Annotated in this window: 16 protein-coding genes; 5 read left to right on the plus strand and 11 right to left on the minus strand. The window is 63.1% G+C overall.

Features of this window, described 5'->3' with window-relative positions; all coding sequences use genetic code 11:
* Positions 1 to 27: 27 nt before the first annotated feature.
* Complete coding sequence (locus ACFX4T_RS05240; RefSeq protein WP_223947483.1) at positions 28 to 666, minus strand: DUF4190 domain-containing protein; 639 nt, start codon at positions 664 to 666, stop codon at positions 28 to 30.
* A gap of 256 nt (positions 667 to 922) precedes the next feature.
* Between ACFX4T_RS05240 and pgm the strand changes: the two genes are divergently transcribed.
* Positions 923 to 2,584, plus strand: a complete 1,662-nt coding sequence (gene pgm / locus ACFX4T_RS05245) for a phosphoglucomutase (alpha-D-glucose-1,6-bisphosphate-dependent) (RefSeq protein ID WP_223947482.1) — start codon at positions 923 to 925, stop codon at positions 2,582 to 2,584.
* 16 nt (positions 2,585 to 2,600) lie between these two features.
* Here the strand turns inward: pgm and ACFX4T_RS05250 are convergent, their stop codons facing one another.
* Together ACFX4T_RS05250 and ACFX4T_RS05255 are read right to left on the minus strand one after the other, a co-directional pair.
* Positions 2,601 to 3,119 carry a 2'-5' RNA ligase family protein gene (locus ACFX4T_RS05250; RefSeq protein WP_216924279.1) on the minus strand — a complete coding sequence of 173 codons (519 nt, stop codon included), beginning with the start codon at positions 3,117 to 3,119 and terminating at the stop codon, positions 2,601 to 2,603.
* A 177-nt stretch (positions 3,120 to 3,296) separates the two neighbouring features.
* Positions 3,297 to 3,902 carry a malonic semialdehyde reductase gene (locus tag ACFX4T_RS05255; RefSeq protein ID WP_377651034.1) on the minus strand — a complete coding sequence of 202 codons (606 nt, stop codon included), beginning with the start codon at positions 3,900 to 3,902 and terminating at the stop codon, positions 3,297 to 3,299.
* Between the two features lie 254 nt (positions 3,903 to 4,156).
* On the opposite strand from ACFX4T_RS05255, the gene ACFX4T_RS05260 reads away from it, so the two are divergent.
* Positions 4,157 to 5,509, plus strand: coding sequence for a uracil-xanthine permease family protein (locus ACFX4T_RS05260; protein ID WP_216924282.1), 1,353 nt, complete (start codon positions 4,157 to 4,159; stop codon positions 5,507 to 5,509).
* A gap of 4 nt (positions 5,510 to 5,513) precedes the next feature.
* Here the strand turns inward: ACFX4T_RS05260 and ACFX4T_RS05265 are convergent, their stop codons facing one another.
* Together ACFX4T_RS05265 and ACFX4T_RS05270 are read right to left on the minus strand one after the other, a co-directional pair.
* Positions 5,514 to 5,744 (minus strand): helix-turn-helix transcriptional regulator, encoded by a 231-nt coding sequence (locus tag ACFX4T_RS05265; protein ID WP_223947480.1) that lies wholly within the window; start codon positions 5,742 to 5,744, stop codon positions 5,514 to 5,516.
* Entirely contained in the window at positions 5,744 to 6,235 is a 492-nt protein-coding gene (locus tag ACFX4T_RS05270) for a DUF2975 domain-containing protein (protein ID WP_216924285.1), read from the minus strand. Before ACFX4T_RS05270 ends, ACFX4T_RS05265 begins: the two co-directional genes overlap by 1 nt.
* A gap of 211 nt (positions 6,236 to 6,446) precedes the next feature.
* On the opposite strand from ACFX4T_RS05270, the gene ACFX4T_RS05275 reads away from it, so the two are divergent.
* Entirely contained in the window at positions 6,447 to 7,013 is a 567-nt protein-coding gene (locus ACFX4T_RS05275; protein ID WP_223947479.1) for a type 1 glutamine amidotransferase domain-containing protein, read from the plus strand.
* 76 nt (positions 7,014 to 7,089) lie between these two features.
* Positions 7,090 to 7,641 (plus strand): dihydrofolate reductase family protein, encoded by a 552-nt coding sequence (locus ACFX4T_RS05280; protein ID WP_377651035.1) that lies wholly within the window; start codon positions 7,090 to 7,092, stop codon positions 7,639 to 7,641.
* An 82-nt stretch (positions 7,642 to 7,723) separates the two neighbouring features.
* Here the strand turns inward: ACFX4T_RS05280 and ACFX4T_RS05285 are convergent, their stop codons facing one another.
* The 5 genes from ACFX4T_RS05285 to ACFX4T_RS05305 all read right to left on the minus strand — a co-directional run bounded on the left by ACFX4T_RS05285 (position 7,724) and on the right by ACFX4T_RS05305 (position 12,179).
* A complete protein-coding gene (locus ACFX4T_RS05285; protein WP_377651036.1) occupies positions 7,724 to 8,662 on the minus strand; it encodes an MFS transporter in 939 nt (312 codons plus the stop codon).
* Positions 8,547 to 9,023 carry an MFS transporter gene (locus ACFX4T_RS05290; RefSeq protein WP_377651037.1) on the minus strand — a complete coding sequence of 159 codons (477 nt, stop codon included), beginning with the start codon at positions 9,021 to 9,023 and terminating at the stop codon, positions 8,547 to 8,549. The genes ACFX4T_RS05285 and ACFX4T_RS05290 overlap by 116 nt, the downstream gene beginning before the upstream one ends.
* Complete coding sequence (locus tag ACFX4T_RS05295) at positions 9,020 to 10,105, minus strand: sugar phosphate isomerase/epimerase family protein (RefSeq protein WP_377651039.1); 1,086 nt, start codon at positions 10,103 to 10,105, stop codon at positions 9,020 to 9,022. Before ACFX4T_RS05295 ends, ACFX4T_RS05290 begins: the two co-directional genes overlap by 4 nt.
* 111 nt (positions 10,106 to 10,216) lie before the next feature.
* Positions 10,217 to 11,713, minus strand: a complete 1,497-nt coding sequence (locus ACFX4T_RS05300) for a PLP-dependent aminotransferase family protein (RefSeq protein ID WP_377651040.1) — start codon at positions 11,711 to 11,713, stop codon at positions 10,217 to 10,219.
* Positions 11,714 to 11,735: 22 nt separating this feature from the next.
* Complete coding sequence (locus ACFX4T_RS05305) at positions 11,736 to 12,179, minus strand: YdeI/OmpD-associated family protein (protein WP_377651042.1); 444 nt, start codon at positions 12,177 to 12,179, stop codon at positions 11,736 to 11,738.
* Positions 12,180 to 12,273: 94 nt separating this feature from the next.
* Between ACFX4T_RS05305 and ACFX4T_RS05310 the strand changes: the two genes are divergently transcribed.
* Complete coding sequence (locus ACFX4T_RS05310) at positions 12,274 to 12,531, plus strand: DUF2630 family protein (RefSeq protein WP_377651043.1); 258 nt, start codon at positions 12,274 to 12,276, stop codon at positions 12,529 to 12,531.
* A gap of 21 nt (positions 12,532 to 12,552) precedes the next feature.
* On the opposite strand, the gene ACFX4T_RS05315 is transcribed toward ACFX4T_RS05310, so the two are convergent.
* The gene (locus ACFX4T_RS05315) at positions 12,553 to 13,695 is read right to left on the minus strand and encodes a glycerate kinase (RefSeq protein ID WP_377651044.1); all 1,143 of its coding nucleotides are present in this window, start codon (positions 13,693 to 13,695) and stop codon (positions 12,553 to 12,555) included.
* Positions 13,696 to 13,724: the final 29 nt, after the last annotated feature.

The raw sequence follows: 13,724 nt of genomic DNA on the forward strand, positions 1-13,724 counted from the left end.
CTGCCCCTGCGAGGGGCGCAGTGAGCGTTAGTAGTTGTACCTGCTGGTTGATGCCCCGATCGCGGCGAAGAAGAAGATCAAGACCACCACCGTGATAGCCACGCCGACGTAACCCATGATCAGGCCAGCAAGCGCCATGCCCTTGCCAGCGGGTTCGCGGTTGAGGGCAAGGTGGCCCAAGACCACTGCTGCGATTTGGGGCAGGATGAAGAACCCAAAGCCAACAAACGTTGCAATGCCGCAGCACATGCTCGCGATGCTTAGGCCCTTGGGCTGCGTGGGCATGGCGTAGTAAGCGGGCTGGCCGTACGGGTTCTGCTGCCCATAGGGCTGCTGCTGGTACGGGGTCTGATTGTACTGGCTCTGGCCGTAAGGGCTCGGCGGCTGGCCATAGGGCGATGGGGCCGGCTGGCTGTAATCACCGGGTGTGTATGAGGCCTGGCTTGCGCCGCTCTGGCCGCTGCTCTGGCTTGTGGGCGGGAGCGGCTGCGTGTAGAAGTCGTTCTGGCCCTGGGCGTTCTGCGTGTACGCGCCCTGATCGTACGGCGGAAGCGGCTGCGTCTGTGAGCTCTGCTCCGGTGCGCTGAATTCGGCGGGCGGGATGTACTGCGGCGGTTCGTAGCCCGCCGGTTTGTCCTCGTTGCCCTTGGATGGTTGATCTGACATGGGAATCCCCCTCGCTAAGTCTTCGTTTCCCACCCTACCGCCGCGACGTTCGCCGCATAAGGCGACCCGCTTTCCGGGTTTGGCCCATTATCTGGAACGCCGACGGGGCGGAATCCTCCCACTAAAGCCGCCGCTCGTAAACGCGAGGTAAATCTTTGGCTCATCCGGCGCCACATCGCCGCCATTCTGCGTCACAGGGGCGGCATCCCGGGACATTTCCTGTCAGGGGGCGCGGTGGTCTGGCATGCTGGACGACATGGCTAGCCGAGCGGGCACAGTTGCCCTTCCCCAGGACCTTGTTGACATCACAGCCCTGCTGGACGCGTACTTCGACGTCACCCCGGATTTGGGCGATCCCGCGCAACGCGTGGCGTTTGGAACGTCGGGCCACCGCGGATCCAGCTTGAAGTCGTCGTTCAACGAGCCGCACATCCTCGCGATCACGCAGGCAATCGTTGAATACCGCGGCCGCCAGGGCATCACCGGGCCGTTGTTCATCGGGCGGGACACCCACGCCCTGAGCGAGCCCGCGCAGAACTCCGCTTTGGAGGTGCTCGCGGCCAACGGCGTCACGGTGCTCGTGGATGCGCGCCACGGCTACACGCCCACGCCCGCACTGAGCCACGCCATCCTCAAGTACAACCGCGAAGCCGCACCGGGAACGCCGCAGGCTGACGGCATTGTTGTCACGCCCAGCCACAACCCGCCAGGCGACGGTGGCTTCAAGTACAACCCCCCGCACGGCGGACCGGCCGACACGGACGCCACAGGGTGGATCGCCGAACGCGCCAACCAGCTCCTTGAGAACGGCCTCCGGGGCGTCAAGCGCATTCCCTTGAATGATGCCTTGAATGCGGACACCACCGGAAAGTTCGACTTCCTCAGCAGCTACGTTGACGATCTCCCGTCCGTCCTGGATCTTGACGCGATCCGCAACGCCGGTGTCCGCATCGGTGCCGATCCCATGGGCGGCGCGTCCGTTGACTACTGGGGCGAAATCGGTGAGCGTCACCAGCTCAACCTGACGGTCGTGAACCCCACCGTCGACCCCCAGTGGGCTTTCATGACCCTGGACTGGGACGAGAAGATCCGCATGGACTGCTCCTCGCCGTCGGCTATGGCATCACTCATCAAGCGCATGTCTGTGGGCGCCGATGGTACTGCCGCCTACGACGTCGCCACGGGTAACGACGCCGACGCTGACCGTCACGGCATCGTCACGCCGGACGGTGGACTCATGAACCCGAACCACTACCTCGCTGTCGCCATCGACTACTTGTACCGGAACCGCAGCGGCTGGAATCCCGAATCCGTGGTCGGTAAGACGCTGGTTTCGTCCTCGATCATCGACCGCGTAGCCGCAGGACTCGGCCGCAAGCTGGTTGAAGTTCCCGTCGGATTCAAGTGGTTCGTTCCGGGCCTGCTGTCCGGCGAGGGTGCGTTCGGTGGCGAGGAATCGGCCGGCGCTTCCTTTAACAAGCGCGACGGCAGTGTGTGGACCACGGACAAGGACGGCATCCTTCTGGCCCTGCTGGCCTCGGAAATCACGGCTGTCACGGGTAAGTCGCCGTCGCAGCTGTACAAGGGACTCACCGACCAGTTCGGCGCACCCGTCTACGCGCGCATCGACGCCGCCGCCACCCGTGAGCAGAAGGCCAAGCTTGGCAAGCTCTCCGCGGCGGACGTCACGGCTACTTCACTGGCCGGCGAAGACATCATCGCCAAGCTCACGGAAGCACCCGGCAACGGCGCTTCAATCGGCGGCCTGAAGGTTGTTACCGAGAACGCATGGTTCGCTGCCCGCCCCTCCGGCACCGAGGATGTGTACAAGATCTACGCGGAGTCCTTCAAGGGCGCCGATCACCTGGCCAAGGTGCAGGAGGAAGCCAAGGCTTTGGTGGATGGGGTCATTGCCTAGGCTCTGATTCGCGTCCTTATGCGGTTTGCGAGTCCTCAGCCTCTGCGGCGTCCTGCGTCCAGAGTCTGAGGATGCGCCGGATGGTGTGGTTGCCTTCCGGCGCCATGTCCACCAGCGCCACCTGGTCAAGCACGACGACGTCTCCCGGCTTTGGGCGTTTGCCGTCGTGATGCGAGATGTGTGGTCGGTAACGTTCAAGGACGTAATTCGGCGTAGCGATGCGCCCGCCCACGCTGACCACGGCGTCGAAGAGCTCCTCGTGCAGGCCTTGGAGCAACGGGTTTTGTTCCACCAAGCTCACGGGAATCGATCCCATGTGGCCGAAGCCCGCTTCTTCCCCAATGGTCAGTTGCGTTCCGAGGGCTCCCTGGACCGGCGCCTCGGCCAAGTCAGCGAGGACATCGGCGACGTCGGCACTCACGTCAGTTCCGACGTCGAACCTTAACAACGTGATGTGGAGGGGCCAGTCGCTGCGCGGAAACACCAGCCCTGGCCGCACGGGCTCCGTAAATGCCACCCAGATGAGGTTCCGCATAGGCATAGTTTGCCACTCAGCGGGTCAGAACTGACGGGATCTGCGAGAGGGATGCCGAAATAGCCGCAGGATGTGAGAGAGCATCCAAACCCCCGGATCCTCGCTCACATCCTGACCCTTAAGCGCCGATGCTCTCGCACATCCTGTACGAGAGCATCGGCGGAAAAGTTGGAAAGACTAAACGGTGCGGACAACCTCTTCGTACGCAAACTTCGGCTTGGCTTCGCCCCAGGCGTCCGGGCCGGGCTGGCCGATGTTGACCACGAGGAAGCTCTTCTGGTCGCCGTCGGGGAAGAACTCAGTATCGATGGCGGCGAAGTCAGCGCCGGTCATCGGGCCAGCAGCGAAACCGAGTGAGCGCACGGCCAGAATGAAGTAGCCGGCCTGCAGGTGGGCGTTGTTGTTGCCGGTTGAGGCAGCGAAGGCGGGATCGGCGTCGTACATTGCCTTGGGGGCGCCGTAGGCGGGGAGGAACTTGTCCCACTGGCCCTGCCAATCGGTGTCGTAGGACAGGATGGCGACCAGCGGAGCCGAGGCGGTCTTGGCCTGGTTGCCCTTGGAGAGCGCGTCAACCAGCTTGGCGCGGGCCTCGTCCGAACGCACGTATGTCACGCGGAGCGGCTGGGAGTTGAAGGCCGTGGGGCCGAACTTGGTGAGCTCGTAGATGGCGCGGGCCTGCTCGTCGGTGACCTCACCGGCAAAGCTGTTTGCGGTGCGGGCTTCGGCAAAAATGGCGTCGACTGCTGCGGCGTCAATGACTGCTTCTTCGTGGGCGATCGTCATTCGTAAACCTTTCGCTGGGCCCTGGCCCTGGGGTGGCCGGGCACTTCTGCTTTCCATGGTTGCAACTTCAACTTCACATGGCCTCTTCCCGTGACGGCCCGTGACGTTGGGCACAGTGAATGACTCCGCGTGTCGTTTCCTTGCGTTGCGGGGCCCGATTTGCGCGCCATTCCGAGCGCGAGGCGCGTAGAGCAGGCCCCACAATGGCGGTAATGTTGCACCGAATCCCAACATTCTTCTGAGGAAGGCCCGCCATGAGCATGCTCGGCACCAAATGGAAGCTCCACGGCAACGGGAAGTCGGTCCGGCCCGGCCACGTGGTCTCGCCCGACGAGCGGCTTGCTTGGCCCCTCACCATTGGCATCGGCATGCAGCACGTGGTCGCGATGTTCGGTGCGACGTTCCTGGTACCGATCATTACCGGCATGCCGCCCGCCACCACATTGCTCTTCTCGGGCATCGGCACGCTGCTTTTCCTCATCATCACCAAGGGCCGCGTGCCCAGCTACCTGGGTTCCAGCTTCGCTTTCATCGCCCCGATCATGGCGTCCCAGCAACAGTACGGCGTTAGTGGCGCTTTGGGCGGCGTGGTGCTTGCCGGCGTCGTACTGGCGCTTATTGGGGCCGTGGTCCAGAAGTTTGGCGCCGAATGGATCAACCGGCTCATGCCGCCGATCGTCACAGGCGCGATCGTCGCGCTGATCGGCCTCAATCTGGCGCCGGCCGCGAAAAACAACTTCGACCTCGCACCGGTAACCGCCTTGGTAACCCTGGTGACGATCATCCTGGTCAGCGTCCTTTTCCGCGGAATCCTGGGGCGCCTGAGCATTCTGGTGGGCGTCGTGGTCGGGTATCTCGTGGCGATGATGCGCGGCGAGGTCAGCTACGAAAAGATGGATGCGGCCGCGTGGGTGGGCCTGCCCCTGTTCCAGACGCCCGAGTTCCACATCGGGGTCGTGGGCTTGTTCGTGCCGGTGGTGCTGGTTCTGGTGGCCGAGAACGTGGGACACGTAAAGTCTGTGGCTGCGATGACCGGTCAAAACCTCGACGGCGTCTCCGGACGCGCCCTGATGGCCGACGGCGCCGCGACCGTACTTGCCGGCCTCGGCGGCGGTTCCGGTACCACGACGTACGCGGAAAACATTGGCGTCATGGCCGCCACCAAGGTCTACTCGACGGCGGCCTACTGGGTTGCCGGTATCTTCGCCATTCTGCTGAGCTTCTCCCCGAAATTCGGCGAACTGATCGCAACCGTCCCGGCCGGCGTCCTCGGCGGCGCTGCGACCATGCTGTACGGCATGATCGGTGTGCTCGGCGTGAAGATCTGGGTGCAGAACAAGGTCAACTTCTCCAACCCGATCAACCTGACCACGGCTGCTGTTGCCCTGATTATCGGCATTGCGGATTACACGTGGACTATTGGCGAGCTGAAGTTCACGGGCATTGCCTTGGGGTCTGCCGCCGCCCTGGTGATCTACCACGGCATGAAGGGCTTGGCTCGCTGGCGCGGCACGGTTGCGGAGCCCGAGACGGAAACGGCTGGGTTGCCTCCTGCCGTGAAGTCCGCGATGAACGCTGCGGCGAAGAGGACCGGGAAGAAGAAATAGGGGGTTAGGCCGCCCCGGCGTCCTCCTCTACCTCAGCTTCCCACCGCAGCAGATCCCCTGGCTGACATTCCAGCACCTCGCACAGCGCTTCGAGCGTAGTAAACCGCACTGCCTTTGCCCGCCCATTCTTCAGCACAGCCAAGTTGGCAGGTGTGATTCCAACCCGTTCAGCGAGCACGCCCACGGGCATCTTCCGCTTGGCCAGCATGACGTCGATGTCCACGATGATGGGCATCAGATCACCTCGTCGAGCTCGGAGCGCAAGCGTGCCGCTTCCACGTCGCGTTCCACAGCTTGGGCAAGCAGCGCCCGCATCACCAAAACAAGAAGCGCCACACCGCCGATCATCAGCGAAGCCCCGCAAATCAACAGCACAATCCCGGGCGCAATATCGCCCGGAGCCAAGATCACCGCGATGCCGAACATCAACACTGCGGCAATGGAAACAGCTCCGAAGATCACGTCTACGAACCGGAAGGCCGCGTGGGAGAAGACCGTTCCCCGGCGCACCATCGTGAGCAAACGCCACACGCAGACTGCAACAACCTGAACACAGAGAATCCCCAGGACCACGATCACCAGCAGTGCGATACGTGGACCGTCGGGGGCGCCAGCCTCAACAAGGTCGGCAGAGAACAGCGGCACCATCCACACCTGAACGAACAGTGAGCCAGCCAAAACCATCGCAATAACTACCCGCAACGCGAGGATTGTTAGCTTTCCCATGTGAGCTCCTTTTTATCGAACAACAATGTGATTCTATCGATATTCGATCGTTAAGCAATCAGCATCCCAGCGTTGGTCAATAGTCAGGTTGCTTACTAAAACGTCCTCCCCTAGGCTTGAACAGGTCAGACAAACAACTCTCACAGCGGCGGCTAACGCCCGCGCGCAATCGCAAGCGAACGCAAATCCGCCGCGCAATGGAGGAGGAACGATGTCAGAACACAGCATCACAGGCAAGAAGATCGCATTTCTGCTGACCGACGGCGTGGAGCAGGTTGAGCTCACCAGCCCGTGGCAAGCCGTGAAGGACGCTGGCGGCCAGCCAACGCTCGTGGCACTTTCAAAGGGAAAGCTGCAGGGATTCAACGGCGTGGAGAAGGGCGACACCTTCGACGTCGATCTCGCAGTAGCTGACGCCAACCCATCGGATTTTGACGCCCTGGTACTCCCAGGCGGCGTGGTAAATGCAGATCATCTCCGCGTGGACAAGGATGCGCAGAACTTCACGCGCGCCTTCTTCGAGCAGCACAAGCCCGTAGCCTCGATCTGCCACGGGCCGTGGATCCTCATCGACGCGGGCGTCATCAGGGGCCGCAACGTCACTTCGTACCACACGCTCCAGACGGACCTGAAGAACGCGGGCGCCAACTGGACCGATGAGGAAGTCGTCGTGGACCAGGGCCTTGTCACCAGTCGGAACCCGGACGACCTCCCAGCGTTCAACAGCAAGGTTGTAGAGGAAATCTCCGAGGGCCAGCACGCTGGCCAGACTGCTTAGCGCCACGCTCCCAAGGTCCTTCCCAAGCACGCCGTCACAACATAGCGTGATGCCTGAGAACCCGATGGAGGTACGTATGCGTAAAGTTACCGCTGGGCTGTTCCACTCCGTGGATGGCGTAGTTCAGGACCCGTTCAAGTTCCAGTTCGATAGCTTCGACGAAGAGCTGGGCAAGGGCCTGACCAAGATGATCAACACCGTGGACACGGTGGTTCTGGGCCGCGTCAGCTACCAAGAGTGGGCCGGATATTGGCCGAACGCGTCGCAGGACGAAGATTTTGCCGCATTCATCAATCCCGTGGAGAAGTTCGTCGCGTCCCGCACGCTCTCCGAGCCCCTCGAGTGGGAAAACTCGCACCTCATCGAAGGACCGCTGGAGCAGTTCATCACTGACCTGAAAGGGCGTGACGGTGGGGAGATCGCAGTCTGCGGCAGCATCTCCGTGGTTCACCAGCTGCTGTTCGCGGGGATCCTGGACGAGCTGACGCTCATGACCCACCCTGTGGTGGCCGGCAGCGGTCGGCGGCTTTTCGAAGACGGCGACCCCCTGAACAGACTCGTCCTGGAAGACCAGTACGCCACGAGCAAGGGCAACGTTGTGAGCACGTACAGCCTGCGAAGGGATTGACCTGCTGCTGCCGTAACGACGACGGAACCCCCGCGGTAGGCGGGGGTTCCGTCGTCGTGTGCGTTTAGGAAATTGTTTACGTCTAGGATTTTGAAGGGACCTCGACGGCGGCGCGCCGGGCCTGCGCGACCCGCACGAGACCGCTGGAGACGAGCGCCCCCACGAGGGCAAGTGCCGCGAGCACGATGAACACGATGTGGTAGCCGGCAGCTCCCGGGTTGGCATCCAGGATGGAGCCGTAGACGATGAAAGCGAACATCCCCGGCGCATAACCCACGAGGCATGCGATCCCGAAGGCGGTGCCGCTGGTCTCCTCGGGGATTCCAACCTCGTCCATCGGGGCCCAGAACACGCCGCGCATGGTGAAGATGATGAGTGAGAACAGCAGGGTGACGATCATGGCCGGAATCTGGCTGCCCGGATCAGCCGGGAGGAGCAGCAGGACCGCTACCACCGGGATCAGGCACAGGAACGCCAGTCGGATGTACCTGCTGGCACCCTTGAATACCTTGTCCACCAGGACGCCGCCGATGGGGCCGCCGAGGATCTTCAGGCCGTACTGGTTGATGATGCCGTAAGCGCCGACGAGCGCGACGGGAAGTCCGTAGACGTAGGTCAGATAGGGGATGAAATAGGTGAGGCCACAGTAGACCACGTACACCATGAACACGGTGAAACTGACCCACCAGAGCTGAGGCAGCTTGGCCGCGCGCCAGATTTCAGCGAGACCAGCTTTATGTTTCCTAGGCGTTGGATTCTCACTGGTCTGGTTGCGAAGCAGCAGGAACAGAAGCACACCGACGGCAATGTCAAGGATCGCATAGAAGGCGATGGCCGCTCGGAAGCCACCAACCCCCGAACCGAGCCAAACGAAGATTCCCAGGGCGGAGAAGGCCACCGCAGTGTCAACGACGCCGCGCCCGCCCTCGAGCAGGCCGAAGAGCCGCCCCTGCTCCTTGGAACCACCGAGCTGGCGGATGCTCTTCAGCAGCGCCGGCCAGACCAGGCAGTCTGAGCACACAGCGAGCAGCGAGCAGCGCGAAGACCACCAGGAGCGTATTGAATCCGGGGAAGGTGCTGAGGAACAGACCCAGCGCTCCGCAGCCTACGAGTCCGAGCGGGATGAGGACCCGCGTGGAGAAGCGGTCCGCGAGGTAACCGCCCACAACGAAAAGGGCCGTTGCGACGATCGAGTTTACGCTCAGCAGCGTCCCGATCTCGGTATGGCTGAGGCCCATGGCCTCCTGCATGGGAACGTAGAACGCGTCCTTGAGGTTGGAGAGCTTATAGATCGTACCGCCCGCCATGACGAGCAGAGCGAAGCGGATCCACTTGCTCCAGTCGATGCTTTTCGTCGTCTTCTCGGGGGCTATCGCGCTCATCGTGCACCTTCCAAGGACTTGTTTGTTTCCAGCAGCGAGACAGCGATATCGCGTAATGAGGCCAGCAGGCCTTTCACATACTTCACTTGGTCGTCGGCCCACCCGGGTTCGGCAGCGAGCAGATCCTCCCTGGTCCACCCTGCAGGGATTCCTGTTGTACTGAAATCCCGGTATGGGATGAAGGGGTCCTCTCCCTCGCCGGCGTGCCGGAACGCAGGCGCGTAGTACAGGTTCTCCTGCTCAAGAGCCAAGGCGATCACCTGGGGCTCGTCCTTGCCGAGCATCAAGAGCTCGAAGAGCATCCGCGCGCCGGGCAGGTCGTCCTCCGGACTTCCTTGGAGCACTCCGCGGTGGCCATACCCGTCTCCCTCGGGGAGAATGTGAACACCTTTCAAGTGTGCCTGAAGAATGTGCGGTGCGAGCGTCGATAGGGCGTCCATCGGTCTCTCACAGGCATTGATCATGTTCCCGAAATCGAACATAGCGTGAAGTCGCGGGTGGGAGATGCGGCGCAACAGCCCGGCAATCTCGGTTGATCGCAGCTCCTCGTGCTGCTCGAAGGAAAAATGCAGGCGGTGCTCGTCGGCCAGCTCAGCGAGCCAGCGCAGGTCTTCCTCTATCCGAGCTAAGACATCGGAGAGTACGCCTTCGAAACGCGAGTAGACGCGGATGTTTTGGACGCCGAGGAACCCGGCAATGCGGACTGCTTCCTCCACGTCCGGGCGTGCGGTGGTGCTGATCTCCAGGTGGATGCTGAGACCCAGGCTGCGGGCGCGGTCCGCGAACTGGCGCAAGCCGTCATCGCTCATCCGCCCCAGGCTCCGCTCCTCGCCGTCGAGGACGTGGATGCACACACCCGCCAGGCCATGGCGATGCGCGAAGTCGAGGACATCGTGCGGCGAATAATCTCCGTACGTCAGGTTGCCCAGGAGGGCGTAAGCATGGCCGAACAGTCGGGCGCCATCGATTCGGTCGATCAGGGTTCGGGCAAGCTCGTCGGTCAGTCGCGGCAGCGAGTCGATTTCCTCTTCATTGAGGCGAGGTTTCAGGAGCTCCTGAAATCGGGTGTCGGAAGGGGGCATGGCTGGCTCCTTGGGAGGCGTGCGAAGGGCGGTGAGGATTGTCACACACCATTTGTACGCGGGTAATGGACGTCGAAAAAGATCCATTATGAGCATTGCTGTTAAGTCCATTCAGGACCTTGCGCCGAGCTGCTCCCATCGATCCCAAGCAGCGGCCATCCTGCCCACCGCCTCAGGCATATGATCTTCAGCGGTCCCCGCGAACCCGATCAACAGGGCGGGCGGAAGGCGGCGGGTTACCCGGTATTCGCCGAGGGGGTAGGTGTACACGCCACCCGCAGCAAGCCCTCGCGCCACCTCGATGTCGTCCAAAGGTTCCCGGAGCCAGCCCATGACGTGCAGGCCCGCGTCCACCTGTTCTGCTTGGATCCTGCGGCTTAGGCGCTGATCGATCGCTTCGAGCAGGGCGTCCTGACGGGCCGCATACAGACGCCGGGTCCGGCGAAGATGCGCATGCAAATGCCCTTCTGAAAGGAAATCCGTAAGGGCCGCCTGGAGGACCGTCGCGGGCGGGCGGCCGATGATGGATGATGCGGACGCGAACGGCTCCACCAAATCCTCCGGCAGCACGCAGTAGCCGAGCCGGATGGATGGCGCGAGCACCTTGCTGAACGAACCCACCGTGATGACATGCCTGCTCAGATCGAGTCCGAACAGGGTGGGAAGAGCCTTACCGCGGTAGCGTAGCTCGCTGTCGCAGTCGTCCTCGACGATCCAGCTTCCGTTTCGTTCCGCCCAGGCGATCCACTCCGCCCGCCGTGCCGGACTCATTGCTATGCCGAGCGGATGCTGCCGCGCTGGAGTCAGGCAGGCAAGACGAGCCGGGGACTCGCCGTCGTTCTCGTCCGGAAGGACCGCCCCCTCCGCGTCAACGGGGACGCCCCGGACCGGGCAGCCTTGGGACTGGAAAGCGAGCCGTCCGGAGATATGGCCCGGGTCCTCGACGACGACCGTGTCGCCGGCGTCGAGCAGGAGCACCGCGAGCACATTGAACGCCTGCTGGGCGCCCGAGGTAACGATGACCTGGTCCGGCGTGCAGCCCAGACCCCTGACGTCGTTGACGTAGTCCGCGATCGCCTCCCGCAATGGACGGTGGCCATGCGGGTCGCCGTACCCGTTCATGAACTGCTCGGTGCTGCCGGCATGGCGCCCCAAGAGGCGTTTCCACGTAGCCGCGGGGAAGGCCGACGCCGCGACCTGGCTGGCGACGAATGATTCCGACTCGGTCGGCGCCCAAGCCTGCGGCGCCTCCCCGGACAGATCGGCGCCACGTGAAGAGGTGGCCGCTCCGCGTTCGGACAGCGGTGGCCGGGACAACGGCTGCCGCGGAGCGTTGTCACTCCATAAGGTGTCCACGTACGTGCCGTCGCCCGCGCGCGAGCGTAGGAAGCCCTCGGCGGTGAGTTGCTCGAACGCCGATACCACGGTGATCCTGGAAACACCGAGCTCAGCGACCAATGTGCGGGTGGAGGGCAGGCGGGTTCCGCTTGGCAGTGAGCCCGTCAGGATCTGCGTGCGCAATTGCGCGTAGAGTTGCCGGTGCAGGGGCTGGGCCGCGTCGCGGTGGAGTTCGAGCCCGGCAAGGAGACGGCCGCCGGCGCTCTTCATCCCGCGGACCGCAAAGCTGATTTCACTTCTTCCCCGCCTTCAAATCCGATACGACCTTTGCGATCCGCCGGGCACGGGTCTCCTCCGTTTTGGCGTCCCTAATCGGCTCCACGTATCGGCGTTGGGCACTGTAGTTCAACGTTCCGTAGAAGGCCTTGGCCTCGGGCTCAGCCTCAAGGGCCGCTGCCAGATCGTCCGGAACCTCGATCACCCGCGGTTGGGTGTCCACTTCCAGATCCACGTCCACGGTGTCGCCAGCGGACGCCCCGGTCAGGTCCCTGTTCGCGGAGCTGACACCCACCATGTATTTCCCACCCATTACGGCGATGCTGCTTCTGTAGCTCTGGCCATTGATGGTGACAACTACTGGGGGCCGTTTGCCGGCATCGAGCGCACTAACGATTTCCTCCGGAACCTCAATGCCGGCCTTGTTGCCATCGCCGATGATGGTCGTGGTGAATTTCATGTCCCAAGTATGCCGTCGGCCACCCGTAGACGCATCCCGCCAGCCAGACTACGTTCGTATAAGCAACTATCCAGTGAACCAAGGAGAGCAAGCCATGGACGAACAGGATCTTCTGGAACGGATTCAGTCACTCGTGGAAGAGGAGCACCGGCTGCGGGATGCAGCGACGGGCGGCGGAACGGAGGAGGCTGTGGACAGCGACGGCAGCCGCGCCCGCTTGGCCCAGCTCGAGGCTCAACTCGACCAGTGCTGGGACTTGCTCCGCCAGCGCCGGGCCAAGAAGCACGCTGGTGAGGATCCCGACGACGCCGAACCGCGGCCCATCAGCGAAGTCGAAGGCTACAGGCAGTAGTCTCGCCCAGCGACGAAGAAACTATGCCCCCTCAAGTACCTGACTGGTAGCCCAGGCAACATACTTGGCCGCGTTGGCAACGGCGTCGGCGACATCCGGAACACCGTCCTTGCGCTGAGCGACGTCCAACAACTGGGCCGCAGCTACTATCCCGTGCTTGGCGAGATCCTCAGGCGTCACTGTGATTCGGCCTGCCACAGCCACAACGGGGATTCCGTGCACGCTTGCGGCGTCTGCCAAGGCGATGGGCGCCTTACCGGTGAGTGACTGCTCATCCATCGAACCCTCCCCCGTAATCACCAGGTCCGCCTCGCCAAGGTGGGACGCCAAGCCGGTCAGCCCGGCGACCAGCGCGAAGCCGCCTTCGAGCGCGGAGTCGGTAAAGGCAAGGAACGACGCCGGGAAACCGCCTGCCGCTCCAGCTCCCGGAACGTTTACGTCCCGGCCCGTGGCTTCCCGAAGGAGCGACGCCCAGTTACGGAGGCCGGCGTCGAGCCGTTCAACAGCATCTTCGTCCGCTCCCTTCTGGGGGCCGAAAACATGAGCGGCACCGTCCGCGCCGAACAGCGGGTTCTGGACGTCGACGGCGATCCGGAACTTGGCTTGCGAAAGCCGCGGATCCAGCCCGGAAACGTCCAGGGCAACCACGTCCGCAAGGAAACCTCCGCCGAGGGGCACCACATTTCCGGCAGCGTCCACGGGCTTGAGCCCCAGCGCACGCAAGGCGCCACTACCGGCGTCGGACATGGCTGAACCGCCAAGTCCTAATACGATCTCGGTGGCCCCGGCGTCGAGCGCCGCAGCGATGAGCTGTCCGCAGCCGTAACTGTGGGCGCGCAGCGAATTCTCGGGGGTGGGCTCCATGAAGGCCAAGCCGGAAGCCTGGGCGGTTTCGATGACGGCGGTGGCTCCGCCGAAAGAATCTTTGCGGATGGCCCACGAAGCTCCCACCGGCTTGAGAATTGGACCCACAACGGCGTGGTTCCGCTCTTCGTAGCCAGCGGCAATGGCGGCGTCGAGTGTTCCTTCGCCGCCGTCAGCTACGGGAAATTGGGTGGTTACAGCGTCCGGATAGACGCGCAGTGCGCCCTCGGCCATGGCTGATGCGGCTTCCGCGGCGGTCAGGGACCCCTTGAACTTGTCCGGGGCGATGAGGATACGCATGGGTCCATCTTGCCAGCTTTGCCCGGAAA

The sequence above is a fragment of the Paenarthrobacter sp. YIM B13468 genome (assembly GCF_042788025.1).
GTDB lineage: Bacteria > Actinomycetota > Actinomycetes > Actinomycetales > Micrococcaceae > Arthrobacter > Arthrobacter aromaticivorans.